The following is a 26,034-nucleotide window of genomic DNA, read 5'->3' as shown; positions in this document are numbered from 1 at the left end:
GTGGCGAGCGCGTTCGAAGGGAGTCAGGCTTCCGGGGGGTGTGCATAGGGCCGACTGCGTGATCCCCATGCCGGGGGCGCCGGGCACGGCAAAGGGTTCGGGGCCGGCGCTCCCAGAGGGGTCACGGCCGGCCCCGCCCGGGCTCAACCCACGTACGTGAATTCGTCGGCCGGGCCGGTGGGCGACGTGGCGACGCCGACCGTCACGGTGACGTCCACCGTCTTCGGCCACTCCGGCCGCCGAAGCGGCACCTTCGCCGTGATCTGGGTCGAGGACACGAAGGTGACCGCGCTCAAGGCGATGCCCTTGATCCGCACGGCCGCCCCCGGGGCGAAACCCGAGCCGTTGATGGTGACCTGGGTTTCGGCCTTCCCGCTGCGCGGGGCGATCGAGCTGACCACCACGGGCGCGGGTCCGCCGTCGTAGGCGAACTGCCCCAGCGGAACGGCGGGCGACGTGCCGAGGTTGTTGGTGACGCGGACGTCGACGATCCCATGGCCGTCGGGCACGGTCGCGGTGATCAGTTTGCCGGACGGGTCGATGTCGACCGGGGTGCACGGGATCGGGCCGAAGTCGACGACGCTGTCCGGGCTGAATCCGCTGCCGGTGATGGTGACCGACGTACCGCCCTGCCCAGCCGTGGGATTTACCGCGGTCACCACCGGCTGGGCGGAGGGGACGGGCGTATCCAGCAGTTTCAGGTACGTGGAGTTGGCGTGCTGGAAAGCGACCTGGCCCAGGAAGTCGGCAGTGGTCTCGTTGACCAGCACGCTGTTGTACGCCCCGTAGTCCCCGTTCATCGTGCTGGCGCTGGTGGCGAGGGGCTGGACGTAGACGTTGTCCTTCCGGAGCAGGTCGATCCCGCTCAGCAGGATCTTCACCTCTTGGTTGGCCACCGGGCCCGGCGGCGGGTACCAGCCCTTGGGCGTGGCCAGATCGGACCAGGCCCGCGGGACCACGTCGTACGCGTTGACCCAGCGCTCGTGCAGACTCCACGGCCGGGAGTCGACGTAATCGGCGAAGCTCTTCAGGCCGGCGGTGGGAGCGGCAAAGGTGACGAGTGCGAACTGCGGCTTGTTCGTCCCCCAGGTCTGGGCCTGGAGGTACGTGGCCAGCGTGGTGGCGATGCAGCCGCCGAGGCTGTGTCCGGTCACGTAGACCGTCGGCCGAGAAATAGCCGGTCCGGACATGAGGGCGGCGAGTGCTTGGGTGAGCGTTGCGTCCGAGGGGATGACGGTGTCCGGCCGACCGGGCTCGCCGCCCGGTGCCTCGTCGGACGGCGAGGTGATGCCACGTACGGTGACGATCTGCGTGAACGCGGCCATGGCGCCGGCCGAGACGGCGACGTTCGGCGATCCGCCGGCGGTGAACGGCACCACCGTGCCGACATCGAGGTCCTCCATCATGTCGGTCGGATTGGCGATCGTGCCCCGGACGACCACGGCGATCTGGTTCGGGTCGTCGGATTTCGAGGCGATGTACGCGAGATTCGCGTTGTCCGGGCCGAGCGCCAGCCACTTCAGCTGCCATGTGCCGCGGGTGGCGAGCGCGGCGATGCCCAGTTGCGCGGTGATGCCGAGCCACGCTCGCCGGGTCTGCGCTTGCGGGGTCTCACCCGACGGGCGCGGGGTCGCCGCCGTGGCGGCGATCGCGGCGAGGGTCATGGTGACCTGGGCGGGGGTCGGGTCCGACTGAGTTGCCGTCATGTGTGCTCCTTGCGTGTCAGCGGAGCGGAGTGGGACGCGGCAGCTTTGTACGGGCCTCCGGGTACCTGGGCCCCGGCCCCGCGCCCTGGCGGGTGTGCGCCACTCCGACTGTCGTGTTGATCACGCTCATCCTGTTTCGCGGTGCGGCCGCCCGAGGCCATGCGGCCCCACAGAGCGACGGATTTCAGGCTCCTGGCCCAGTCCCGGGCCGGGCGGCGCCAACGTCGGCCGGAGTCGCCTTCCAGGCGATGCGAAAGCAGCGGCCAGTGACGTCCCACATCCCGCCACCCCGACACAGGTCAAAGGACCTATCCGCTTCTCGCGGACAGGCCCTTTGCGCGCGTGGGGCCCAACAGGGGGCCAACCTGTTTGGATCAAGCTTGGGGCGGGCGGTGGATGCTGCCCAGCCAGAGGACGTCGCGGGCGCGCGTCATGGCCACGAAGAGCTGGCTGCGGGAGAGCTCACTGCGCTCGCATTGGGTCTCGGAGGCTTCCGGGGCAGGGGTGGAGAGAGTCGCTTGGTGGTCGGGGAGGAAGACGCGTTTGAACTCCAGGCCCTTGGCGCGGCGGTAGCTGCCGAGTTTGACGGCGTCGACGGGGCGGCCGTCGTAGTGCTCCAGGAGGCGGGCGGGGATGCCGGCGCGGTCGAGGAGGCGCTGGTACTGGCCGATGGCGCGGGTGGAAGGGCACAGGACCGCGGAGTCGGCGCGGGCTCCGGGCGGGAGGTCGCGGAGTGCGTCGAGGAGGGCTTGGTCGTGCTCGGCCCGGGTGGGCCGGGAGACATGGATCACCTGTCCGTCGTGGTAGGTGAGGTCGACATCCCGGCGGCCTGAGGTGGGCAGCCCGTCGATGTCCTCGAAGGTGTCCTGCTCGACGACGGCGAGTGCCGCGTCGAGGATCTCCTTGCTGTTGCGGTAGTTGGTCCGCAGGACCTGCGCACGGTCGCCACGGATGTCGATACCGGCGTCGGACATGCGGAAACCGCCCGGGTAGACGGCTTGTTGTCCGTCGCCGACCAGGAGCAGTCCGTTGGGGGCGTCGCCGACGAGGCTGTGCAGCAGCCGGACGCCGACGAGGGTGAGGTCCTGGACCTCATCCACGATCACGGCGGTGTGGCGGTGCCGCCCGGTGCGGCGGCGCGCTTCCGTCAGGGCGAGGGAGAGGACGTCGTTGAAGTCGTGCACACCGCGTTCGGCGCGGAGCGCTTCGTATGCCTCGAACAGGGCCCATACGGCTTGCCGGTGGTTCCGTCGCAGGCTGGTACGGCGGCGTAGGCGGGGCACCGTGGCGTACTCGTCGAAGGAGGTGATGCCACGGCCCTTGATGACATGGGCGATCTCCTCCCGCCAGTACGTCGGCGCCGGGTCGATCTCGGCGAGGCAACTGTCGCGGCCGACATGCTTCCAGGCGAGGCTGAAGGCGGTCTCGGCCTTGTCGCCGTTCAACCGGGCCTCGACGCCGCAGTCGCGGAGGAACTCCCGCGCCCAGGAGTGCAGGCTGCGAAAGTCGACCCGGTCGGCGACGGCGGGGGACATGGACGTGAGGAAGGTCGCCTGCACCCGGGGGAGGTTGTTGGCGAAGGTGACGTACAGGACGCGGCCGTTGGTGCGCCGGACGAGATGGGCCGCGCGGTGCAGTCCGACGACCGTCTTGCCGGTGCCGGCCGGGCCGCTGATGCGTGCGGGGCCGGACCAGTTGCGGCGCACCAGGGCGACCTGGTCGGGGTGGAGGAAGGTCATCCACTGCTCGATCGGGGCCTTCAGCGCTTCGTCGAGAGCCGCCTCGCGCAGTCCTTCGAGGTCGAACAGGCCGTCCGCTGAATCCGCCCGGGGGCCGATCGGTTCCGACGCACCCTGGGGTATGGACGACCCCTCGTACTCGGGGAAGACCTGTTCCAGATGGTTGGCGATGGCGTTCACGGTCGGGGCGGGCACCCGACGGCGTTCGGAGAGGAGGGCCGGGCCGACCTCGCGCTCCCCCAGCAGCCGGATCCTGCCCAGCTCGGCGTGCAGACGATGCCCCGCGAAGACCATGAGGGGCTGGACGGCGACCGGGGACATCCCGAGCGACGCCACCGCCGATTCGGCCACCTTCGTCACGGCCAGGAGCCGGGTGGCGTGCTCATCGCGGGACGCGCCGTCGGCGACGAGCCGTCCGTCCAACGCCTGCGGGGCCGAGCGCCAGTTCTTGACGTCGATGACGAACACTCCGCCGGGGCCGATGAGCAGCATGTCCACATTGGCGGCGCGCGTTCCCGGCCATCGGCGGTCCACCAGCAGTCGCCAGCCGCGCTCTGTCAGCACCAACAGCTGTGCGGCGACCCGGCGTTCACCCTCACTGGCGGCTTCCCATCTGCGTGCCTGCCGCCGGGCCGCCTGCCACTGCTCTCTGAGCAGCCGCTCCTGCCGTCGTGCCTCCTGCGCTCGCCGCGACGCGGATCCACCAGCTGCCATGCACGCCCCCTCACGCACCCTCGTACGCAGAGTAATGATCATAAAGCGGTGGGCGAGGACACGACAGGGCGCGAGGCGGCGGGGGTGGCCACGGGGCGGTCAGGTGACGGCTATTGGCGGCTCAGGGAGCGGCTGATGCCCGCGGCGATGGTGGTGGCCAGGATCCAGCCGGTGACGATCAGGGTGTAGGAGAGCCACTGATACCAGCCCTGGGGGCCGAAGGCTTGCTCCTGGCCGAAACCGATGATCGGGAGGAGGAGATCGACGGTGTAGAAGAGGGCGTTGAAGTCGGGGGCCTCGTCGGGCTTCAGCGGGCGGGGGTGGTGGAGGGCGAAGGTGAGGGCGCCGGTGAGGAGGAGGGCCAGGAGCCAGCCGGCGGCGCGCATCGGACGGAAGCCGTAGCCGACGGTGAGGTCCTGGACGTGGCCCCAGAGGCGGGCGTAGCGGGGGAGGGTGCGGCGGTGGCGGCGGAGTTTGGCGAGTTGGACGGTGCGTGCGGCCGCGTCGTCGCCCGCGGTGCGGTAGGCGGTGGTCAACTGCTCGTAGAGGTAGGGGAGATAGCCGCCCTCCTCGTGTTCGAGCAGGGGAAGTCGCTGCTCGGCGGGGAGGTGCGGGGTCAGGCTCCGATAGCTGAGGCCGTCGATCCGGACGCGGTCGGGCCACACCTCCGGCGCGATATGGAGGAGGTCGAGCTGGGCGCCGCGCAGATTCAGGGCACCCTCGATCGGGGCGGCTTCGCGCAGCCACAGCTCGCCGATGGTGGCGCTGCTGGCGCGCAGGGCCTGGCCTTCGGGGTGGGAGAGCCGGACGTAGGCGAAGTTCAGATGGCGCGGGATCCTGGCGCCGCTCAGATTGACGCGGCCCCGGGCCCGCATGCGCATACCGCGCAGATCGGTGCCGACGGTCAGGTTCTCGGCGTGCAGGGCGGTACGGCCGGGGGCCAGGAGGTGGGCGTCGTCGAAGTTCACGTCGCCGTCGACCGTGGCTCCGTTCAGCCGGATCAGGCCGTGGGCGACGAGGCCGCGGGCGACAAGGTCATGGCCGACGAGGGCCTGGTTGAGTTCCAGCACGGCTTCCGGGGGCTCACCAGGGTCCGGTACGGCCGGAGTGAGCGGGGATTCGAGGCGGGCTCCGTCGAGGAAGACGGCTCCGCCGATATGCGCTCCCGCGAGCCGGACCGGGCCGGTGGAACGGCAGCCGGTCATCAGCAGGGCGCCGTCCACACGAATGGCTCCGGCGGTGAGTCCGGGCAATACGGAATGCTTGAGTGCCAAGGTGCGGAATTGGGCGCCGTACAGGGCCGGCGGGTTCTCGAAAACGCAGTGCCGCAAGCGGACCGGGTGCTCGATGGTTCCGTAGCGGAGGTCCAGCTGCCCGGTGATGCGAGCGCCGAGTAATTTCAGAGCGGGTATCTCACCCTCGCTTACCGGACCGTCGAGCAGCAAGGCCCGCAACACCGCGGCGCGTACGGTCCGTTCGGGTCCCCATTCCGTGCCGGGCTCGGGGTCGTCCTCACCGTCGGCGCGGAAATCGACGCCTTCGCCCAGCGGGAATGCTTCCCATACGCGGCGTTCCGCGGGCGTCAGGTCGTTGATCTCCATCGGCGGGATGGTGTCGCGCGGGCCTTTGGGGTGTCAACTCTCCTCTGGAGAGGGCGCGATGGAGGCCCTCGGCCTCGGAGACCGGGGCCGGAGGCCGGTGCGTCGCAGACGTTACGCGGTGGGCAGCTGTTGCGTCAGCAGATCACCTGTGCGGCGTCGCTGCCAACGTCATTGTGGTGAATCTGAGTTGGGACATCGCTGTTGTTACAGAACCCGAGTTGCGGTGTAGCCGTTCCATGAATCCACACGTCCGAAAGGTGGCTGTCCGCGGCCTGAGTCCGCCGGATAGGAAAGGCGCAGCGCCTGGCCGGGTGCCGACAACCGTCGGCGCGGACACCGGCGCCGACAAGGAGACCCGACGTGATCCGTAGACGCATCGCCTGTCTCGCCCTCCTGACCGCCGCGGTCACCGCCACCGGTATGGCGACCGCGAGCGCCGCCCCCGGTGACACCATGAACATGTGCGGCAGCCAACTCACCCCCGCCGGCTATGTGGACACCCAGTGGTGGAACAGCTGGAGCTGCGGCTCCGGCACCTTCGACCCCAACATGAAGCAGATCAAGCAGCTCACCGGCTATCCGGTGGGCACGCAGGTGAACGCATGCTCCTCCACCTTGCCGCCCTCGGGGTGGACGATCACCAACAGGTACTACAGCGGCGCCTGCCGCTATTCGGCCGTTCCCAGCTTCGACCCCAACAGCTGGACGCTGCGCCGTACGTCGTAGGCCCCGCGCCCCGCCCCCGTCACTTCCGGTTCTTGTCGTCCGCGGCTCTCCAGCCCTGCCGGTGCAGTACCGCAGGTACATCCGGCGCCTGGTAGTGGTCCCCCTTGAGGACCTTGCCGTCGGCCCGGAGAGTGGGACGCCCGTCGGGGCCCAGCTTGGTCATATTGGCCCGGTGAATCTCGGCGATCACCGCGTCGAGATCGATCCCATGGACAAGCGCGGTGCCGTACGCGACATAGACCACGTCGGCCAGTTCATGGGCGAGATGGGCGAGGGTGCCCTCGGCAGACGCCTCGGCGACTTCGGCGACCTCTTCGGCCAGCAAGTCCTGGCGTTGCGCGGCCAGTTCGGACGAGACCGCGGTGGGCGTCGTCCGGGCGTCGAGACCGAAGGCCAGATGGAATACGCGGACCAGATCGGCAGGAGAACGATGCACCCGCCGATCGTACGCGGCCGGGCGCCCGTTCCGTTCCGGGCCGGGCGCCCGGCCTCCGCTCATGAGCGGCCGAGCGTGTCGTACTCGTCCGCCACCGTCTCCCGGGGCTCCTCCGCCGCGGGTGCCGCACCGCCGTCGCCTTCGGTCCGTTCCGCCCGTTCCGCCCGTACGGGCCGCTCCGCCCGCCGCTTCGTGCGGCGGGCGGTCAGCCGGGAGACGAGGGGTTCGGTGCCACGGGCGGTGAGCGGGCCGAGCACGACCAGGATCAGCACATACGCCGTGGCCAGCGGCCCGAGCGAGGGTTCGATCCCGGCGGTGACGGCGAGCCCGGCGATGACGATGGAGAACTCGCCGCGGGCGACCAGCGTGCCACCGGCCCGCCAGCGGCCCCGGGACGGGATCCCGGCGCGCCATGCCGCCCAGTATCCGGTGGCGATCTTCGTACCCGCGGTGACCACAGCCAGCAGCAGCGCGGGCAGCAGCACCGGCGGAATACTGGCGGGGTCGGTGTTCAGACCGAAGAAGACGAAGAACACCGCGGCGAACAAATCCCGCAACGGACTGAGCAGATTGTGCGCTCCCTCGGCCACCTCCCCGGACAGCGCGATACCGACGAGGAACGCCCCCACGGCCGCCGACACCTGGAGCTGCTGGGCGATTCCGGCCACCAGCAGGGTCAGGCCCAGCACCACCAGCAGCAGCTTCTCGGGGTCGTCACTGGAGACGAAGCGGGAGATGACCCGGCCGTACCGGACCGCCAGGAAGAGCACCAGCCCGGCGACGCCGAGGGCGACGGCCAGGGTCGCACTGCCCGCGGCCAGGCCCGCCCCGGCCAACAGGGCGGTGACGATCGGCAGATAGACGGCCATGGCCAGGTCCTCGAGGACCAGGATGCTCAGGATCACCGGGGTTTCGCGGTTGCCGAGCCGGCCCAGGTCCCGGAGGACCTTGGCGATCACACCCGAGGAGGAGATCCAGGTGACCCCGGCCAGCACCACCGCGGCCACCGGCCCCCACCCCAGCAGCAGGGCCATGACGGCGCCGGGCAGCGCGTTGAGCGCGGCGTCGACAAGTCCGGCCGGGTACTGCGTCTTGAGGTTGCTGACCAGATCACTGGCGGTGTACTCGAGGCCGAGCATCAGCAGGAGCAGGATGACGCCGATCTCGGCGCCGATGGCGACGAACTCCTCGCTCGCGCCGAGCGGCAGCAGTCCGCCCTTGCCGAAGGCCAGACCGGCGAGCAGATAGAGCGGAATCGGGGAGAACTGGAGCCGTCCGGCCAGCCGTCCCAGCAGCCCGAGGCCCAGGATCACCGCACCGAACTCGATGAGGAAGACGGCGGAAGAGTGCACGGCTCACTCCCGCCCGAGTATCGCCGCGGCGGTGTCCACACCTTCGCGGGTGCCGATCACGATCAGGATGTCCCCACCGGCCAGCCGGAAGTCGGGCGCGGGGGACGGGATCGCGCCGGAGCGGCGCAGCACCGCCACGATCGAGGCGCCGGTCTCCGTCCGCATCCGGGTCTCGCCGAGCACCCGCCCGTTCCAGTACGAGGCCGAGGCCAGCTCGATCCGCTCGGCCACCAGGCCCAGTTCGGTGGTGGAGAGGAGGTTCGGAGTGTGGTGGGACGGCATCAGGGCATCGACGAGTGCTTCCGCTTCTTCGGCCGTCAGCCGTGTGGAGAGAGCGCAGGCGTCCGGGTCCTCCTTCCGGTACGCGCTGAGCGTGCGTCCGCCGTCGCGATGCGCGATCACGGACAGACGGCGTCGCTCGCGCGTGGTCAGGTCGTAGCGCACACCGATCCCCGGCAACGGCGTACTGCTCATCCGCGGAGCGCCCACAGTTGATCCTCCTCCTTGCCGCGCCTTTCGCGCCCAGCCACTTCTGCCATCCTGATGAATGGTAAAGAATGGGTAATGGCAGGCAGTCGGCCAGGGCCGCCGGGACGGTTCCCGCCCCGTGGACCCGTGGAATCGACCGGGGCCCGCGGCGTCCCGTGGCCACCGGGGAGCGGTCGGGCCACGGGAGTGCACGGGTTTCGGGCGCGGCGGGGCCTCGGGAGTGGTTGGCTGTCGAGAGTGGCCGATCGACGGGTGCGGGCCGGCGGCGACGATGAGGCCGCGAGCCATGAGGAGGACGGTGACCATGATCGAGTGGAGGCAGCTCAGCTCCGGTGTACGGCCCGTCCCCGAGCCCGTCGCCACCCCGGTGATCTGGGTCGCCGCGTTTGTCGGCGCGCTGCTGCTGGTGGCGGTCGTCAACTTCCTCGGTGGCCACGGCCGCCCGGGCTTCGCCCTGATCGCGCTGTCCTTGCTGGCCGCGCTGCTGGGGCTGTGTGCGCGTCTTGTGGCGGCCCCGGGCACGGCGGCCCTGTGCTGGCTGTTCCTCAACGCCTTCGCCATCCCGCCGTCGGGGGAGCTCACCTGGGCGCAGGGGCGTGACACCGGATGGCTCGCCTGCCTGCTCGCCGCGGCCGTCGCCGGGACCGCCCTCGCGCGGATCGTCAACGCCCGTGCCGGGTACCGGCGGATCACGCCGCCCGGGCACGGCACCTGGCCGTCGGACTGAACGGCACCTCGCCGTTGAACTGAACGGCGCTCGCCGTCGGACCGAGCCGTTCCGGCTGCTGCCGGAGCGCCGCGCACGGACCGGGCCGATGAGGTTGCGCCGCGACCCGGCCGCCTGCCGCCGCGAGCGCCTCCCGTCGCATACGGGGCGCGATGTCTAGGGTGGGGGCGTCAGCGGAGATCGCCCCCAAGGCTCTCCCGGCCTTCGACTCCGCTTCCGGAGTGGTGCACCCATGAGCCTCAGCATCCGCAATCAACTCCCCGCCACCGTCATCGCCGTGACCCCGGGGGAGGCCATGGCCACGGTCCAGAGCCGACTGGCCGGTGGCCAGATCGTGACGGCCGCGGTGACCCTGGGCGCCGTCGAGGAACTCGGCATCGTGGAGGGGTCCCCGGTGACGGCGTTGGCCAAGGCCACCGAGGTCGCGTTGGCCACCGGCGAGGTCTCGGGGCTGAGCATCCGCAACCGGCTTCCGGGCACGGTCGACCGCCTCGCGCTCGGGGCGGCCATGGCCACCGTTGTCATCACGCTCGAGGGAGGCGGGGAGCTCACCGCCGCCATCACCCAGGAGGCGGTGCAAGACCTCGAACTCGCCGAGGGCACCCGTGTCACCGCCCTGATCAAGTCCACCGAGGTGTCGCTCGCCACCATGGAGCCCACGCAGCCCAGGTAGCCCATGAATTCCGGCGTTTTCGACGCCGCGCTCAGCGCGGTACACATGCGGCTGGGCCGAAAGGGGCTGTAGCGCATTCCGGGGCGTGCGAGGGACAATTGCGGATATGACCGAGCGCAAGCCACCAGGCATCAGCTTCGAGACATGGGCGGACCGGCAGATCCGCGAGGCGGAGGAGCGCGGTGACTTCACCGATCTGCCGGGATTCGGAAAGCCCCTCCCCCACCTCAACCGCCCCTATGACGAGTTGTGGTGGGTAAAGGAGAAGATGAACCGGGAGAATCTCTCCTTCCTGCCGCCGACGCTCGTGCTGCGCAAGGAGGCGGAGGACGCACTCGCGGCGGCCACCGAGGCGCCGTCGGAGCGCGCGCTGCGGGAGTTGCTCTCGGAGGTCAACGACAAGATCCGTGAGGCGATCCGCCGACCGCCGCCGGGCCCACCGCTCAATCTGGCGCCCATCGACATCGATGAGGTCGTCAGGGAATGGCGGGAGCGGCGAGCGGCCGACGAGACCGATGATCCAGCCGACCGGAAGACCGACTAGGTCGACCGGAAGCCCGACTGGATCTCCCTCCTACTCCTCGTTGCCGTACGGCCGGGTGAGGATTTCCATCGCATGACCGGACGGGTCCAGGAAGTACAGCCCGCGCCCGCCGTGATAGTGGTTGATCTCACCCGGTTCCTTCCGGTGCGGATCAGCGTAATAGGTGATGCCCCGGTCCTGGATTCGCGCGAATGCCGCGTCGAACTCCTCGTCGGAGATGAGGAACGCATAGTGCTGCATGGCGATGGACTCGGCGGGAATGGTGGCGAAGTCCAGGGTGACGCTGTTACTGGTCTGCACCGGGATGAACGGGCCCCATTCGGCCCCGACCTCAAGATCCAGGATGTTCGCCAGGAATTCGGCGGATTCCCGCTTGTCGCGGGCGTGGATGATCGTGTGGTTCAGCTCGACTGACACGGTGGAATGCCTCCGTAAGGCAGTCTCACGGGCACCTCCATGTCTCACCCGGCCGGTGACCGACACGCGATGCCGTACTTCCGATCGTAGGCGGCAGCAATCTGCGGCGTCGAGACCATGACCGTTTGTGACCGATTTCTGCGCTCCGTAGTCAGCGCTCCTTTCCCGCGCCGCGCCCCGGGAGCACGGGCCACCTCGGCGCGTGAGCAGGCGGCGTCCGGGTACTCCCGGAGAGTCCGCTTTCTTCCCTCGGGCCCATGGGGAGCACCATGGCGACGATCGAGAACACGCGTCGCCCCGAGACGGTCATCCACACCGCCGGGCTGACCAAGATCTATCCCCATACGGACTTCGCCGCCGTGGACCGGCTGGATCTGGAGGTCTACCACGGCGAGATCTTCGGGCTGCTCGGCCCCAATGGAGCGGGCAAGACCACCACGGTCGGGATGCTCACCACCCGTGTTGTCCCCACGGCCGGTTCGGCGTACATCGGCGATATCGATGTGATCGCCCATCCCGCGCTGGCCAAGCAGGTCATCGCGGTCGTCACCCAGCAGAACACCCTGGACCGTTCGCTCACCGTCTGGGAGAACCTCTACTTCCACGGGCTGCTGTTCGGGATGTCCGGCAAGCGGTCACGCCAGGTGGCCGACGGGCTGCTGGAGGAGTTCCGGCTCTCGAAGTGGGCGTCGTCCTCGGTGTACGCGCTGTCCGGCGGGATGGCTCAGCGGCTGATGGTGGCCCGTGCGATCTTCCACCGCCCGGCCGTGCTGTTCCTCGACGAGCCGAGCGCCGGTCTCGATCCACAGAGCCGCATCGCCCTGTGGGAAATTCTGGACCGGCTGATCGCCGACGGTCAGACGATCCTGCTGACCACGCACAACATGGACGAAGCCGATCAGCTCTGTGACCGGGTGGCCATCATCGATCACGGCCGGATCCTCGCCCTGGACACCCCCGCGGCCCTCAAACAGAGCGTGGACGCCGACACCGTCGTCACCGTGCTGGCGCGCGGTGACGCGGATGCGCTCGGCGAGTTGCTGACCCGTGAGATCGCCGAGGTGGTCCGGGTCCGGCCGATCAAGGGCGGGGTCGAACTCCAGGTCAAGGGCAATGAACGGCTGCTGCCCCGGATCGTCAACGCGGCGGAGAACGGCGGCTTCCGGCTGATCGACCTGTCCGTCAGCGCGGCCACGCTGGAGACCGTGTTCATCTCCCTGACCGGGAAGGAGCTGAGGGACGAATGACCGCGGCGAGCGGCCGCCCCCGCCCCACTCCCGGTCCCCCGGAGGGCCGCATCACCGTACGTCCCGCCCGGTCCGCGGCGGCGGCCAGCCGTTCCGCCCTGGCCGCGCTCATCCGGCGGGATCTGACCGTTCTGATGAAGAACTTCGGCGAATTCGTGGGCCGCACGCTGATGCAGCCCTTCCTCCTCGTCTTCGTCTTCCTCTATGTCTTCCCCACCATCGGACAGGGCATTGGATCGGGCGGCGGCGAGGCCGGGGAATCCGCGTTCGCGACCGTTCTGGTGCCGGGGGTGGTCTCGATCGCGATCATGTTCCAGGGGATTCAGTCGGTGGCAATCCAGATGTCGCAGGAATTCGGCTTCACCCGGGAAATCGAGGACCGGGTACAGGCGCCCTGCCCGATCTGGCTGGTGGCGGTCGCACGGGTGCTCTCGGGAGCGACCCAAGGGCTGATCTCGGCGATTCTCGTCTTTCCGATCGCGGCAGTGGTGCACGCCCCCGGGGTGCGCGCCGATCTGGAGGTCCACTGGTGGGTCGTGATCACCCTGATCCCGCTGGCCTGTATCGCCATGACGTCGCTGGGGCTGCTGCTCGGCACCTCGTTCGAGCCGCAGAACATCGGCGTCATGTTCGGCTTCATCGTGCTGCCGCTGGTGTTCCTCGGGGGCACGTACTACCAGTGGACCAAGCTGTCCCTCGTCCATCTCGGCGGATTCCACTGGCTTCAGATCCTGGTGCTCGTCAATCCGCTGATCTATATCACCGAGGGCATGCGGGCGGGACTCACCCATGCTTCGCATATGCCGCTCTACGTTGTTTATCCGGTGCTGGTGGGGTTCTGTGTGGCCTTTCTCGGGTTCGGCCTCCGGAATTTCCGCCGCCGGGTGCTCTCGTGAACGCGATGCCCCCGCCCGGACGGACACCGGGTCACGGACGGACACCGGGTCAGGTCCGCGGGAGCGCCGCCACGCTGAAGATTCCGCCCTCCGGATCCCGGAGCGCCGCGATCCGCCCATAGGGGGTGTCGGCCGGCGGGGAAATCATGCTGCCCCCGAGTTCCACGGTTCGGGCGGCCACGAAATCGACGTCCACCACCTGGAAGTAGACATGCCAGCGGGGCCGGACATTCGGGTCGGGCGCGGCCTCCAGGGCGCCACCGCGCAGCCCCGCCACCGCTTTGCCGTCGATGTGCAGCACCACCCGGTCGTGCTCGAACCGCACGTCGAGCCGCTCCCGCTCCTGCGCGTCCCAGCCGAAGACCTGGCCGTAGAAGAGCGCAGCGTCGAACGCGTCACGGGTGCGCAGTTCCAGCCATACGGGCGCGCCCGGCCGACGCTCGCCCCACCAGGCGGAGGTGAGATCACCCTCCCAGATGCCGAAGACCGCGCCCTCCGGATCGGCCGCCCAGGCCACTCGGCCGCTGCCGAACTCCAGCGGCCCGACCGCGACCGTGCCCCCGCGCTCCTGGGCGCGCTGGGCCACCTCGTCCGCGCTGTCCGCGGCGAAGTACGTGGTCCAGGTGACCGGGAGTGTCATCCCCGCCGACGGCGACGACGCCCCGATGCCGACGGTCGGTACGCCGCCCTCGGTGTACGCGATGGTGTAGCGGCCGTGGCCCTGTCGGGTGGGCCGGAAGCCCCAGCCGAAGAGGTCACCGTAGAAGGCGTGCGCGCGGTCCAGATCCGCTGCCATGAGACTGACCCAGCACGGCGCCCCCTGGACAGCGCGGAATCTCTCCCGCAAGACCGCTCACCTCACTCCGCTTCCCACTCCGCCGTGCTCGCCGCGCCGCGCTCGCCGTGCGGCGCGCAGCCCTCACCGCACGGGCATCACGCCCGGTATCTCCACTTTCCTCCGGATCGCCGGACCCCGCCACCGCGACCCTCCGGGCCGAGGGCCGCGCCGCCGGACCGACGGGTGGAAGGGCGGACGAGGGCTTTGTGGCGTATCACACCGATGCGGGCTTGGCGCCTGTGGACGGTCGCCCTGCGGAGGCAGTGCAGTATTGCGCCATGTCGAATCTCCGCTCAAACATCGTCACCTGGCTGGGCCGCAAGTATTTTTCGAGGATTCACAGAAACGGCTTCGACCTGTCCAAGATGTCGTTTCTCCCGGACGCCACCCTGGCACCTCTGAGGCGTGAGGGACTCGACCCCGTTGCCGATCTGTCCCGAACCAGGGCGAAGGAGCCCATCAGCAAGCTCCCGCTCCCCTTTGGGATAAATGCCTGGCTTGTCACCGGATATGACGAGTCCAAGGCCGTGCTGGGGAAAGCGAAGGGCTTCAGTTCCGATTTCACCAATCTCGCGGAGCGGAACATCGGGGTCGCCGCGCAGCAGAATCCGGGCGGCCTCGGCTTCAGCGATCCACCCGTGCACACGAGACTGCGCCGCCTGCTGACGCCCGAATTCACCATGCGGCGGCTCAGCAGGCTCACCCCACGCATCCACGCGATCGTGGAGGAGCGCCTCGACGCGATGGCCGCGGCGGAGGGGCCGGTCGATCTGGTGGAGGCGTTCGCGCTCCCCATCCCGGCCCTGGTCATCTGCGAGTTGCTGGGCGTTCCGTACGAGGACCGGGAGGACTTCCAGCGGCACAGCACGGCCCGCTTCGACCTCTTCGGCGGGGCGAACGCCTCCTTCGGCGCGATGTCCGACCAGCTCGCGTATCTGCACGGCATCGTCCGCAAGCAGCGCGAGACACCGGGCGACGGACTGCTCGGCATGCTGGTGAAGGAGCACGGGGACGATCTCGACGACCAGGAGCTCGCGGGCCTGGCGGACGGGGTGCTGACCGGCGGTCTCGAGACCACCGCGAGCATGCTGGCCCTCGGCACGCTCGTCCTGCTCCAGGCGCCCGACCAGTTCGCCGCGATGCGCGACCGGGACGAGGTGGTCGACCCGTTCGTGGAGGAGCTGCTGCGCTATCTCACCGTGGTGCAGGTGGCGTTCCCGCGCTTCGCCCGCGAGGACATGGAGATCGGGGGCACGAAGATATCCACAGGCGATCTCGTGCTGTGCTCGCTCAGCGGGGCCAACCGCGACGAGAAGCTGGGCCCGGACATGGAGCGCGTCGATCCGCACCGGCAGTCCTCGTCCCACCTGGCCTTCGGCCACGGCATCCACCGCTGCATAGGCGCCGAACTGGCCCGTATGGAACTCCGGGCGGCCTACCCCGCGTTGGTGCGGCGCTTCCCGCATATGCGGCTGGCGGGCCCGGCGGAGCAGCTCTCGTTCCGGAAGCTGTCCATCGTGTACGGCGTGGACGAACTGCCGGTGGTGCTGGGGTAATCGCCCCGGTGGCGATGAGAAGGGGCGGCGAACGGGCGGGAACGGGGCGGGGCGCAGGAGGGGGAAGGGACGGGGACGACGGTCAGAAGCGCTCGGCCATCTGCTCGCGCTCCAGCGGGGGTTCGTACGGGGCGGGCCAGAAGTCGGTGATGGTCTGGATCCGGCCGTCCGGCGCGGAGGTGAAGAAGCTGATGCCCTGGGTCTCCTCCTCGTCCACGGTGAACCGGACCCAGGAGACCGCCTGGGTGCTGTCGGCGACGACGCGCTCGACCTCAAGGCTCCACTCACCCATGTACTCGGCGTTGAAGCGGACCACACCGTCCCGGCCGACCACCCGCTCGCGGGTCTGCGGCAGCTCGTAACGGACGTCGTCGGCGAGCGTGGCGCCGAACGCCCGCCAGTCCCTGGCCTGGGCTGTCGCCCAGTACGTCTCGACAGTCGCGCTTATGTCGCCCATCAGTCCCCCTCCATGTACGCAGGCCGTTCGTCCCCGTCGCGAACGTTATCCACAGGCGCGGGGGGACGCCAGCGCGAGGGGGCGGTGCGACGCAGAATGGGGGACATGACTGAGAGCACGGAGTCCATGCCGGACTGGGAGAAGCGCTTCCGGGCGCCGCGAGTGGGTCTGCCCGACTGGGCGGAGGACGCTCCGGACCGCTCGCTGTTCGTCTCGAACGCCACGGGGACGTACGAGCTGTACGCGTGGGACCGGGCCACCGGTGCCCAGCGGCAGGTGACGGACCGGCCGAACGGGACGACGGATGGGGTGCTGACCCCGGACGGACAGTGGATCTGGTGGTTCTCGGACACCGATGGCGATGAGTTCGGGGTGTGGCTGCGGCAGCCGTTCGACGGCGGCACGGACCGGGGCGCGGCGGAGGCGGGCACCGCGGCGGCCGGAGACCGCGCGGCGGGACAGAGGCAGGCCGACGAGCCCGCGGCGGCCGGTCTTGAGCCCTCCTATCCGGCCGGGCTCGCGCTGGGCCGGGACGGCACGGCGGTCATCGGCCGCTCCACCGACGAAGAGGGCTCCACGATCCATGTGGTGCGGCCGGGAGCGGAGCCGGAGGAGATCTACCGCCACCGGGAGTCGGCCGGGGTGGGTGATCTCTCTCACGACGGCTCGCTGATCGCCATCGAGCACACCGAGCACGGTGACGCGATGCACTCGGCGATCCGGGTCGTGCGGCGGGACGGCACGGCCGTTGCCGAGCTGGACGACACCAAGGGCGGCACCGAGGAGCTCGGGCTCTCCGTGATGGGCTTCGCACCGGTCGAGGGCGACACCCGGCTGCTCGTCGGGCATCAGCGGCGCGGCCGCTGGGAGCCCGTGGTGTGGGATCCGCTGACCGGTGTGGAGACGGCGCTGTCGATCGATCTGCCGGGGGACGTCGGGGCGGACTGGTTCCCGGACGGTGCGGCGCTGCTGGTCGAGCACAGCTATCAGGCGCGCAGCGAGCTGTGGCGGTACGACCTCGGCTCCGGCGAGCTGACCCGGATCGAGACGCCCGCGGGCACGATCTCCGCCGCCTCGGCGCGGCCGGACGGCACGGTGGAGTTCCTGTGGTCATCGGCCGAGCAGCCGCCGCGGGTGCGCTCGACGAGCGGGCGGACCGTGCTCGACCCACCGGGGTTCAAGGCCCCGGCCTCCGTGGCGGTCACCGACGCATGGGTCGAAGGGCCGGGCGGCCCGGTGCACGCGCTGGTGCAGAAGCCCGAGGGCAAGGGCCCCTTCCCCACCGTCTTCGATATCCACGGCGGGCCCACCTGGCACGACAGCGACGCGTTCGCGGCCGGTCCGGCGGCCTGGGCGGACCACGGCTTCGCCGTGGTCCGGGTCAACTACCGCGGTTCGACGGGTTACGGGCGGGCGTGGACGGACGCCCTCAAGCACCGGGTCGGGCTGATCGAGCTGGAGGACATCGCGGCGGTCCGGGAGTGGGCGGTGGCCTCCGGGCTGGCCGACCCCGAGCGGCTGGTGCTGGCGGGCGGCTCCTGGGGCGGCTATCTGACCCTGCTCGGGCTGGGCACCCAGCCCGAAGCATGGGCGCTGGGGCTGGCAGCGGTCCCGGTCGCCGACTACGTCACGGCCTACCACGACGAGATGGAGGCCCTGAAGGCGATGGACCGCACCCTGCTCGGGGGCACCCCGGAGGAGGTGCCGGAGCGCTTCACGGCGTCCTCCCCGCTGACATACGTCGACGAGGTGCGGGCCCCGGTCTACATCTCCGCGGGGGTGAACGACCCACGCTGCCCGATACGGCAGATCGACAACTATGTGGAGCGGCTCAAGCGGCGCGATGCCCCGCACGAGGTGTACCGCTATGACGCGGGACATGGCTCGCTGGTCGTCGAGGAGCGGATCAAGCAGTTGCGGCTGGAGATCGAGTTCGTCCAGCGCCATCTGGCGCCCTGGCCGGGTTCTCCCGCGGGCTCTAGCCTGCCGGGTTCTCCGCCGGCGTCTGCTCCGGCCGGTCCTCCGCAGTCCGCTCCGGCTGCTGTGCCGGAGCCTGTGGTGCCGGAGCCCGTTGCCCCGGAGTCTGTGGTGCCGGGTCCTCCGACGGGATGAGGCCGAGCGCGAGGTCGCGCGCCGTCTCGACCTCGCGCCGGAACAGCCGGAACCACATGAAGACCACGAACCCCGCGAAGACGAACCACTCACCGGTGTAACCGAGGTTCTGGAACGCCTTGAGGTCAAGCCCGGTGCCCGCGGCCACCACGGGGGGCACCGGCTTCAGGGCCCCGGTCGCCTCGGAGGAGGTGATCCACGCGTCGTACACCTCGTACGGCACCAGATTGACCAGAGAGGCCGCGCTGATCATGCCCAGCTGCCCCGTCGGAAGACCGCCGGAGCCCACCCCGCCGCTGCCCTGGTGCTCGGTCGCCTGAAGGGCCCCGGTGACCGTCACCTCACCGGTCGGTGGTGCGGGCACCTTCGCGGTGGCGGCCTTGCTGTCGGCGTTTCCGGGAAGCCAGCCGCGGACCACGGGCAGCGCCTTGCCTCCGTCGGTGCGCAGCAGGGTCAGCACATAGAAGCCGTCGCGGTCGTCCAGCCGCCGGTCGGGCACGAGGAGTTGGTGCTCGGTGTCGTATCGGCCGGTGGCGGTCGCCCGCCGCCCCGCGGTCTTCTCGCTGACCGGCAGCAGCTCGCTCAGCGGCCGGGCCGCGGCGCGCCGGGCACCGGATGCCCGGTCCTCCTGCTGCTTGTGCGTGTCGACGCGCGCCTCGAACCGGCTGAGCTGCCAGCTGCCCATGAACAGGCAGAACGGGATCGCCAGCACGGTGAAGACGTTGATCACCCACCAGCGGGGCGTCAGCAGAAACCGATACACACCACCACGGTACGGGCCCCCGGGTCCACCTCCGGCGTCGCCCCCTGTGCCGGAGGAGTGCCGGAACGGCCGGGCGGGCCGTTCCGACGCTGCCGGGAGGCGGCCACGGCGGCCGACGGACCGCCCGCTAGGAGGCGGCCAGCAGTCCGGTGCGGTAGACCGTCCCCGCGCAGGCCCCGCTGACGGTCACGGATCCGGCCGCCGGGTCGCCCGCCTCCGGCGTATGGCTGACCAGGACGCTCGCGGCCGGTGGCTCCTCACCGCCCGGGGTGCCGCCCGATTCGCCCGCGCCGGGGTCGTCCGGGGACGAACCGTCCGGGGGCGGGGTCGGGTCGGGGCTCGGGGTGCCGCCGTTGGTGGAGCAGCCGCTCGTCCCTCCGCCCGACGCCGGGATCCACGCGAACCGCACCTCGTACGCCTGGCCCGGCTGAAGGATCAGCGTGCCCGGCTGGGTGGCGGGGTCGGGCAGATCCGTGGCCGCGTCGCCCGCCGTGTGGTCCACCACGAAGATGCGCGAGGTGTCCGCGCCGCCCTGCGCGCTCGCGTTGACGGCACCGCTGCCCTCCACCGTGCACGCACGGTCCGAGACGTTCGAGACCCGGAACGAGCCGTAGACCCGGCCCTCGGCGTCCGCGCTCCCGGCCGACCCCGCACCGCTGCTGAGCTGGGTGCGGGTACAGGTGGGCGACGTGGCGTTCAGCGTGCCCGAGGGGTCGGGCGCGGTACCGCCCGAGTCGCCCTTGGGGTCCTCCTCGGTCGGCTTGTCCTTCTTGCCGCCGTGGCGCCGGTCGTGCTTGTCCGTCTCGACGCGGTCGGAGGGCCGGTCGGTGCCCTGGCCGCCGCTGCCGCCGCCGCGCTGGCCCCCGGCGGTCCCCGGGGTGCGGTGGCTGCTGCCCGCGTTGGCCGGACGGTCGTTCGCGCCACCGCCGCCGGTGGTCGCGACATGGACCAGCGCCGGAAGCGCGGCACCGCCGAGCACCACGGCCGCCACGGCCCCCACGAGGGCCTGACGGCGCCGGGTGCGGCGAACGGGCACCGCGCGCCGCAGCTGCTCCAGGGAGTGGGGCGAGGGTGCGAGATCGTCGACCGCGCGGTGCATCAGCAGCCGCAGCGCCTCTTCGCCCACGCCACCGGAGTCCGTTCCGCCGAGCTCAGCACCGTCGGACCGTTCGCCCTCCGGCCCCGTTCCGCCGAGCTCAGCACCCTCGGAGCGCGCGCCCTCGGACTCCGTACCACCGGAACCCGTACCACCGGACTCCGTACCACCGGACCCCGTACCACCGGACCCCGTACCCGGCGCACTGTCCGGGCCGTCGTCCGTACCAGCCGCGCCGTCCGCGCCCTCGGGCGCGACGGCGTCCAGGTCACGGTCGCGGCCGCTCTCGGGTTCGGGCTCGGGCCCGTGGCCGTCCCGCCGGTCGGGGTTTCCCGGGCCCGGCTTCTGTGTGCTGTCGTTCATGCCGGAGCCTCCATGGCGACGCGAAGCGCCGCGATGCCACGCGAACCGTACGCCTTGACCGAGCCGAGCGATATGCCCAGCGTCTCAGCCACCTGGGCCTCGGTCATATCGGCGAAGTAGCGCAGCACAAGGACCTCGCGCTGGCGGCGCTGAAGTCCCCTCATCGCCTTGATCAGTTGGTCGCGCTCAAGCTGTTCGTACGCCCCTTCCTCGGCACTGGCCATATCGGGCATCGGCTTCGAAAGCAGCTTGAGCCCGAGGATGCGGCGGCGCAGCGCGGAGCGGGAGAGATTGACGACCGTCTGCCGCAGATAGGCGAGGGTCTTCTCGGGGTCCCGGACTCTCTTGCGCGCCGAGTGAACACGGATGAACGCCTCCTGCACGACGTCCTCGCAGGACGCGGTGTCATCGAGCAGGAGCGCGGCGAGACCGAGCAGCGACCGGTAGTGGGCGCGATAGGTCTCGGTGAGGTGATCGACTGTGGTGCCCGCTGCCATCGCGTCGTCAGTGTCCTCGCGCCCTGTGGTGATGTGCGCGGGGCGGGCAGTCGGCCATGGCGCGATCACCGGCATGCCGCCTGGAGCACGCCGCCGCGGGGGTTGTACCGCCGCGCCGCCGCGCCCAGGAACCGTTGCGATGCCGAATACCTCTGCCACGCCTGTTGGACACGCTGCCCCCCGTCAGGGTTGTACGCGCGAGGCACCGCTTTTGACGACGCATCGAATGCCCCCATGCGCACCAACTCTTCCCCTATGACCCAGTTTCCACAGCGCCCCGCCAAAGGGCGGCTGGAAAGACGCTCCCCGCACGCAGCGGGTTGCTGCGTGCGGGGAACGAATTCGCCTGCCATGTCATCGGCCCAGGTCGTCGGAGCCCGGCCCGTCACATGCGCACAGGATATTCACATCCTGCCGAAGCTGCCGACAGAGGTGCGCTGCGGAAACGTCACTTTACGCCGTCGCTCCGCAACAGTGCGCGGCGGCACCGGTGGATCCCGGGAGCCGCTGGACCCCGGGAGCCGCTAGACCCCGGTCAGCTCCGCCGCCACGACCTCGGCGATCTGCGCGGTGTTGAGTGCGGCGCCCTTCCGCAGGTTGTCGCCGCAGACGAACAGCTCCAGCGCCTTCGGGTCGTCCAGCGAACGCCGTACCCGGCCCACCCATGTCGGGTCGGTGCCCACCACATCGGCCGGGGTGGGGAATTCCCCCTCCGCCGGGTTGTCGCACAGCACCACGCCCGGTGCGGCCGCCAGGATCTCGTGCGCCGCCGCCACCGTCACCTCGTTCTCGAACCGCGCGTGCACGGCGAGCGAATGCGTGGTGATGACAGGAACGCGCACACAGGTCGCGGTGACCCGCAGCTCCGGCAGACCGAGGATCTTGCGGGACTCGTTGCGCACCTTCAGCTCCTCGGAGGACCAGCCGTCCTCCTTGAGCGAGCCCGCGAACGGCACCACGTTGAGCGCCATCGGCGCGGGGAACGGCCCGGTGTCGCCGACCGCCCGCCGTACGTCCCCGGGATGCGTACCCAGGTCCGTACCGGCGACCAGCGCCATCTGCTCGCGCAGGGTGTCGACGCCTTCCTTGCCCGCGCCGGACACCGCCTGGTACGAGGAGACGATCAGCTCGCTCAGCCCGAACTCGGCGTGCAGCGCGCCCAGCGCGACGATCATCGACAGGGTGGTGCAGTTGGGGTTGGAGATGATGCCGCGCGGGCGGACCCGGGCCGCGTGCGCGTTCACCTCCGGGACGACCAGGGGGACGTCCGGATCCATCCGGAACGCGCCGGAGTTGTCGACGGCGACCGCGCCCTTGCCGACCGCGATCGGCGCCCACTGCGCCGAGACCTCGTCCGGCACGTCGAACATCGCGACGTCGACGCCCTCGAACGCCTCCTCGCTCAGCGCGACGACCTCGACCTGCTCTCCCCGGACGGTCAGCTTCCGGCCGGCCGAGCGCGCCGAGGCGATCAGCCGGATCTCGCCCCAGATGTCGGCGCGTTCGGAGAGGATCGAGAGCATGACGGTGCCGACGGCGCCGGTCGCGCCGACCACAGCGAGTGTCGGCTTCCGGCCACCGGCGGCACCGCCGGCGCGTGTCATCGGCCGGTCCCTCCGTACACGACGGCCTCGACGCTGTCACTGTCCAGGCCGAACGCGCTGTGCACGGCGACGACCGCGTCCTTCACATCGTCGGCGCGGGTGACGACCGAGATGCGGATCTCGGAGGTCGAGATCAGCTCGATGTTGACCCCGGCGTTCGACAGCGCCTCGAAGAAGGTCGCGGTCACACCCGGGTTGGTGCGCATACCGGCACCGACCAGCGAGATCTTGGCGACCTGGTCGTCGTAGCGCAGCGAGTCGAAGCCGATCAACGCCTTCGCCTTGGTCAGCGCCTCCATCGCCTTGTGGCCGTCCGTCTTGGGCAGCGTGAAGGAGATGTCGGTCAGACCGGTCGACGCGGCGGAGACGTTCTGCACCACCATGTCGATGTTGATCTCGGCGTCGGAGATGGTGCGGAAGATGGCCGCGGCCTCACCCGGCTTGTCCGGCACCCCGACGACCGTGACCTTGGCCTCGGACGTGTCGTGCGCGACCCCGGAGATGATCGCCTGCTCCATGCCTTGCTCTCCTTCTCCCGCCTCCGGCCGATTGCGCACCCAGGTGCCGACATGACCGGAGAAAGACGACCGTACGTGGATGGGGATGTCATAGCGGCGCGCGTACTCGACGCAGCGCAGATGCAACACCTTGGAGCCGCTCGCGGCGAGCTCCAGCATGTCCTCGTACGGAATCTCGTTGATCTTGCGAGCCTTCTTCACCACACGCGGATCGGCGGTGAACACGCCGTCCACGTCGGTGTAGATCTCGCACACCTCGGCGTCCAGGGCCGCTGCCAGTGCCACCGCGGTGGTGTCCGAGCCGCCCCGGCCGAGGGTAGTGATGTCCTTGCTCTCCTGGGACACGCCCTGGAAGCCCGCGACGATCGCGACGGCGCCCTGCTCGAGCGCATCGCGGATGCGGCCGGGCGTGACGTCGATGATCCGCGCTTTGTTGTGGACCGCGTCGGTGATGACTCCCGCCTGGCTGCCGGTGAACGACAGCGCCTCGTGCCCCAGGTTTTTGATCGCCATCGCCAGCAAGGCCATGGAGATCCGCTCTCCCGCGGTCAGCAGCATGTCGAACTCGCGGCCGGTGGGGATCGGGGATACCTGCTCGGCGAGATCGATCAGCTCGTCCGTCGTGTCGCCCATGGCGGAAACCACAACAACGACCTGGTGGCCGTTCTTCTTGGCTTCCACGATTCGCTTGGCGACCCGCTTGATGCCCTCGGCATCGGCAACGGAGGAGCCTCCGTACTTCTGCACGACAAGGCCCACGTGCGCTCCTCGCAGCTCTCAATAATGCGGTCGGCTCAGTCTAACGAGCGGCCGGAATTTGCCGGTCCAATGTCACATAGCGAGACACACGACTCACTCAGTGATCAGCTGGACCAGGGGGACCAGGAGGATCAGGCGGTACAACGTCCAGGTACCGGCGTCTCTCCCCGCATCCCACACCACTCGCTCAGCGACCAACCCTGCCCGCTTCCAGGCGATGCATACAGAAACGTAATTCAGCTCACAGGGCGGGACAGCCGGTGGACAGTCGGTGGACAGTCGGTGGAACGGTCCTGGGCACGGGCTTGAGCACCGCCCCGGACCACCCCCCGGACCGCCCCCGACCCCGTGTTCCCGGCCGCCTCAGCGCTGGACGGAGCGGATCCCGAGCGGCCCCGCGATCTCGGCCGCCATGACCCGCCCGGCCTCCTCGGCGAGCTCCTCGTCACCGCCCGCGGCGCCGCTGTCGGTGTCCAGCCCGTCCAGCTCGTCGAGCGGGCTGTCCAGCCGGACGTGCGCAACCAGCGACTGGAGGGCGCGCAGCGCGGCGGAGGCCATCGTTCCCCAGTTGGACAGGTACGAGAACTGCCACCACCACAGCGCCTCGCTGATCCGCCCCTCGCGGTAGTGGGCCATTCCGTGCCGCAGATCGGTGATGATCCCGGCCAGGTCGTCGGAGATCCGGCTGGCGACGGGCTCGGCGCGCGGAACGTACGGGTCGAAGACCTCCGAGTAGACGTCGACCGGCTCCAGCAGCTGGGCGAACCGCTCCCGCAGCTCGTCGACGTCCGGCTCCGGGCCGACGTCCGGCTCGTACCGCTCGTCCGGGACGAAGTCCTCGTGCGCCCCGAGCCGCCCGCCCGCCAGCAGCAGCTGGGACAGTTCGAGCAGCAGGAACGGCACAGCGCTGTCCGGTTCGTCGCCCTTGGCGACTTCGGTGACCGCGACGATGAAACTCTCGATCTGGTCGGCGATCTGGACCGCGAAGTCGTCCGGATCCGGGTGGGCGTCGTGCAGCGTTGCGTCAGACATCGAGAAGTCTTCTCCCTTCGAAGGCACGACCCAGCGTGACCTCGTCGGCGTACTCCAGGTCTCCCCCGACTGGGAGACCACTGGCCAGACGTGTGACCTTCAAACCCATGGGTTTGACCATGCGCGCGAGGTACGTGGCGGTGGCTTCGCCCTCCAGGTTCGGATCGGTGGCCAGGATGAGTTCGGTGACCGTCCCGTCCGCGAGCCGGGCCAGCAGCTCCCTGATCCGCAGATCGTCCGGGCCCACGCCCTCGATCGGGCTGATCGCTCCGCCGAGTACGTGGTAACGACCGCGGAACTCGCGGGTCCGCTCGATCGCCACCACATCCTTCGGCTCCTCGACCACGCAGATGACCGCCGGGTCGCGGCGCGGGTCCTGGCAGACCCGGCACTGCTCGGCCTCGGCGACGTTCCCGCACACCGCGCAGAACCGCACCTTTTCCTTGACCTCGGTCAGCGCATGAGCGAGGCGGCGGACGTCGGTCGGCTCGGACTGAAGGATGTGGAAGGCGATCCGCTGCGCGCTCTTGGGACCGACGCCGGGCAGCCTGCCCAACTCGTCGATGAGGTCCTGGACCACGCCCTCGTACACGCCTTCATCCAATCTCGCGCCGACGCGCGGTGGCTGTACTTCACATGAATATTCGGTTTCGCTGCCCGACCGGAGCCGTCAGGCCCCGAAGGCACCCCGAGCCGCCCCGAGTCGCCACCCCCGAAGACGCCGTCCGCCCCGGAGACACCGTGCGCCTCCGGAGAAGAGGTTCCCGCAGCCTCAGAAGGGGAGGCCCGGCATGCCGCCCAGCCCCTGGGCCAGCGGGCCGAGCTTCTGCTGCTGGAGCTCCTGCGCGGCGTGGTTCGCGTCGCGGACGGCCGCGACGACGAGGTCCGCGAGGGTCTCCGTGTCCTCAGGATCCACGGCCTTGGGATCGATGACCAGGCCCTGGAGCTCACCGGCCCCGGTCACCGTCGCCTTCACCAGGCCACCGCCCGAGGAGCCCTCGACGGGGGTCCGGGCCAGTTCCTCCTGGGCCGCGGCGAGATCCTGCTGCATCTTCTGAGCCTGCTGCAGCAACTGCTGCATGTTCGGCTGGCCACCACCGGGGATCACGACTTCGCTCCTGGCTGTCGACGGTCGTTCTGTCGTTCCTTCGATAGCCCGAGCCTACGTGCTC

Annotated in this window: 24 protein-coding genes and 1 pseudogene; 8 read left to right on the top strand and 17 right to left on the bottom strand. The window is 70.1% G+C overall.

The features are described from left to right. Window positions 1-143 precede the first annotated feature (143 nt). The 3 genes from JK363_RS00190 to JK363_RS00180 form a co-directional block, all read right to left on the bottom strand. Entirely contained in the window at window positions 144-1,706 is a 1,563-nt protein-coding gene (locus tag JK363_RS00190; RefSeq protein ID WP_201870425.1) for an IPT/TIG domain-containing protein, read from the bottom strand. 374 nt (window positions 1,707-2,080) lie between these two features. After that, window positions 2,081-4,159 (bottom strand): nuclease-related domain-containing DEAD/DEAH box helicase, encoded by a 2,079-nt coding sequence (locus JK363_RS00185; RefSeq protein ID WP_201870424.1) that lies wholly within the window; start codon window positions 4,157-4,159, stop codon window positions 2,081-2,083. A gap of 110 nt (window positions 4,160-4,269) precedes the next feature. Then, window positions 4,270-5,760, bottom strand: a complete 1,491-nt coding sequence (locus tag JK363_RS00180; RefSeq protein ID WP_201870423.1) for a membrane-associated oxidoreductase — start codon at window positions 5,758-5,760, stop codon at window positions 4,270-4,272. Window positions 5,761-6,120: 360 nt separating this feature from the next. Between JK363_RS00180 and JK363_RS00175 the strand changes: the two genes are divergently transcribed. Further along, the gene (locus JK363_RS00175) at window positions 6,121-6,486 is read left to right on the top strand and encodes a hypothetical protein (protein ID WP_201870422.1); all 366 of its coding nucleotides are present in this window, start codon (window positions 6,121-6,123) and stop codon (window positions 6,484-6,486) included. A gap of 19 nt (window positions 6,487-6,505) precedes the next feature. Here JK363_RS00175 and JK363_RS00170 read toward each other — a convergent pair whose 3' ends face one another. The 3 genes from JK363_RS00170 to JK363_RS00160 are packed head-to-tail and all read right to left on the bottom strand — an operon-like array spanning window position 6,506 to window position 8,748. Beyond that, window positions 6,506-6,922: a pyrophosphohydrolase domain-containing protein gene (locus JK363_RS00170; protein ID WP_307821519.1), complete on the bottom strand. Its 417-nt coding sequence runs from the start codon at window positions 6,920-6,922 to the stop codon at window positions 6,506-6,508. Window positions 6,923-6,981: 59 nt separating this feature from the next. Continuing rightward, window positions 6,982-8,274, bottom strand: a complete 1,293-nt coding sequence (locus JK363_RS00165; RefSeq protein ID WP_201870420.1) for a cation:proton antiporter — start codon at window positions 8,272-8,274, stop codon at window positions 6,982-6,984. A gap of 3 nt (window positions 8,275-8,277) precedes the next feature. Continuing rightward, window positions 8,278-8,748 (bottom strand): cation:proton antiporter regulatory subunit, encoded by a 471-nt coding sequence (locus JK363_RS00160; protein ID WP_201870419.1) that lies wholly within the window; start codon window positions 8,746-8,748, stop codon window positions 8,278-8,280. Window positions 8,749-9,067: 319 nt separating this feature from the next. Between JK363_RS00160 and JK363_RS00155 the strand changes: the two genes are divergently transcribed. The 3 genes from JK363_RS00155 to JK363_RS00145 all read left to right on the top strand — a co-directional run bounded on the left by JK363_RS00155 (window position 9,068) and on the right by JK363_RS00145 (window position 10,707). Then, window positions 9,068-9,490, top strand: a complete 423-nt coding sequence (locus JK363_RS00155) for a hypothetical protein (RefSeq protein WP_201870418.1) — start codon at window positions 9,068-9,070, stop codon at window positions 9,488-9,490. A 232-nt stretch (window positions 9,491-9,722) separates the two neighbouring features. Next, window positions 9,723-10,163, top strand: coding sequence for a TOBE domain-containing protein (locus tag JK363_RS00150; RefSeq protein WP_201870417.1), 441 nt, complete (start codon window positions 9,723-9,725; stop codon window positions 10,161-10,163). Window positions 10,164-10,269: 106 nt separating this feature from the next. After that, window positions 10,270-10,707: a DnaJ family domain-containing protein gene (locus JK363_RS00145; protein ID WP_201870416.1), complete on the top strand. Its 438-nt coding sequence runs from the start codon at window positions 10,270-10,272 to the stop codon at window positions 10,705-10,707. A gap of 30 nt (window positions 10,708-10,737) precedes the next feature. On the opposite strand, the gene JK363_RS00140 is transcribed toward JK363_RS00145, so the two are convergent. Then, window positions 10,738-11,124, bottom strand: a complete 387-nt coding sequence (locus JK363_RS00140) for a VOC family protein (RefSeq protein WP_201870415.1) — start codon at window positions 11,122-11,124, stop codon at window positions 10,738-10,740. Window positions 11,125-11,393: 269 nt separating this feature from the next. Between JK363_RS00140 and JK363_RS00135 the strand changes: the two genes are divergently transcribed. Both JK363_RS00135 and JK363_RS00130 read left to right on the top strand, forming a co-directional pair. After that, a complete protein-coding gene (locus JK363_RS00135) occupies window positions 11,394-12,371 on the top strand; it encodes an ATP-binding cassette domain-containing protein (protein ID WP_201870414.1) in 978 nt (325 codons plus the stop codon). Next, window positions 12,368-13,267 (top strand): ABC transporter permease, encoded by a 900-nt coding sequence (locus tag JK363_RS00130; protein WP_201870413.1) that lies wholly within the window; start codon window positions 12,368-12,370, stop codon window positions 13,265-13,267. The genes JK363_RS00135 and JK363_RS00130 overlap by 4 nt, the downstream gene beginning before the upstream one ends. A 49-nt stretch (window positions 13,268-13,316) precedes the next feature. On the opposite strand, the gene JK363_RS00125 is transcribed toward JK363_RS00130, so the two are convergent. Beyond that, window positions 13,317-14,063: a VOC family protein gene (locus JK363_RS00125; RefSeq protein ID WP_201870412.1), complete on the bottom strand. Its 747-nt coding sequence runs from the start codon at window positions 14,061-14,063 to the stop codon at window positions 13,317-13,319. A 320-nt stretch (window positions 14,064-14,383) separates the two neighbouring features. Here JK363_RS00125 and JK363_RS00120 point away from each other — a divergent pair, with 320 nt between their 5' ends. Continuing rightward, complete coding sequence (locus tag JK363_RS00120; protein ID WP_201870411.1) at window positions 14,384-15,661, top strand: cytochrome P450; 1,278 nt, start codon at window positions 14,384-14,386, stop codon at window positions 15,659-15,661. Between the two features lie 82 nt (window positions 15,662-15,743). On the opposite strand, the gene JK363_RS00115 is transcribed toward JK363_RS00120, so the two are convergent. Beyond that, window positions 15,744-16,118 carry a nuclear transport factor 2 family protein gene (locus tag JK363_RS00115; protein WP_201870410.1) on the bottom strand — a complete coding sequence of 125 codons (375 nt, stop codon included), beginning with the start codon at window positions 16,116-16,118 and terminating at the stop codon, window positions 15,744-15,746. Window positions 16,119-16,244: 126 nt separating this feature from the next. Between JK363_RS00115 and JK363_RS00110 the strand changes: the two genes are divergently transcribed. Beyond that, window positions 16,245-18,230 (top strand): S9 family peptidase, encoded by a 1,986-nt coding sequence (locus JK363_RS00110; protein ID WP_236075483.1) that lies wholly within the window; start codon window positions 16,245-16,247, stop codon window positions 18,228-18,230. Here JK363_RS00110 and JK363_RS44995 read toward each other — a convergent pair. From JK363_RS44995 to JK363_RS00070, 8 genes and pseudogenes are all read right to left on the bottom strand, one after another. After that, window positions 18,130-18,993: pseudogene (locus JK363_RS44995) on the bottom strand (SURF1 family protein); the annotation flags it as partial. The gene JK363_RS00110 and the pseudogene JK363_RS44995 sit on opposite strands and share 101 nt — an antisense overlap. Window positions 18,994-19,120: 127 nt before the next feature. Further along, window positions 19,121-20,452 carry a hypothetical protein gene (locus JK363_RS00100; protein ID WP_201870408.1) on the bottom strand — a complete coding sequence of 444 codons (1,332 nt, stop codon included), beginning with the start codon at window positions 20,450-20,452 and terminating at the stop codon, window positions 19,121-19,123. Further along, a complete protein-coding gene (locus JK363_RS00095) occupies window positions 20,449-21,024 on the bottom strand; it encodes a SigE family RNA polymerase sigma factor (RefSeq protein WP_030829843.1) in 576 nt (191 codons plus the stop codon). Before JK363_RS00095 ends, JK363_RS00100 begins: the two co-directional genes overlap by 4 nt. A 449-nt stretch (window positions 21,025-21,473) precedes the next feature. Then, window positions 21,474-22,553, bottom strand: coding sequence for an aspartate-semialdehyde dehydrogenase (locus tag JK363_RS00090; protein ID WP_201870407.1), 1,080 nt, complete (start codon window positions 22,551-22,553; stop codon window positions 21,474-21,476). Next, complete coding sequence (locus JK363_RS00085) at window positions 22,550-23,830, bottom strand: aspartate kinase (protein ID WP_201870406.1); 1,281 nt, start codon at window positions 23,828-23,830, stop codon at window positions 22,550-22,552. The genes JK363_RS00090 and JK363_RS00085 overlap by 4 nt, the downstream gene beginning before the upstream one ends. Before the next feature lie 363 nt (window positions 23,831-24,193). Continuing rightward, window positions 24,194-24,862 carry a DUF5063 domain-containing protein gene (locus JK363_RS00080; RefSeq protein WP_201870405.1) on the bottom strand — a complete coding sequence of 223 codons (669 nt, stop codon included), beginning with the start codon at window positions 24,860-24,862 and terminating at the stop codon, window positions 24,194-24,196. After that, window positions 24,855-25,454, bottom strand: coding sequence for a recombination mediator RecR (gene recR / locus JK363_RS00075; RefSeq protein ID WP_201870404.1), 600 nt, complete (start codon window positions 25,452-25,454; stop codon window positions 24,855-24,857). Before recR ends, JK363_RS00080 begins: the two co-directional genes overlap by 8 nt. Window positions 25,455-25,634: 180 nt before the next feature. Beyond that, window positions 25,635-25,970, bottom strand: a complete 336-nt coding sequence (locus tag JK363_RS00070) for a YbaB/EbfC family nucleoid-associated protein (protein WP_201870403.1) — start codon at window positions 25,968-25,970, stop codon at window positions 25,635-25,637. Window positions 25,971-26,034 lie beyond the last annotated feature (64 nt).

It is taken from the genome of Streptomyces coffeae, assembly GCF_016741875.1.
GTDB classification, from domain to species: domain Bacteria; phylum Actinomycetota; class Actinomycetes; order Streptomycetales; family Streptomycetaceae; genus Streptomyces; species Streptomyces coffeae.
The sequence above is the reverse complement of the archived record's forward strand: the minus strand, read 5'-3'. Positions and strand labels throughout refer to the sequence as shown.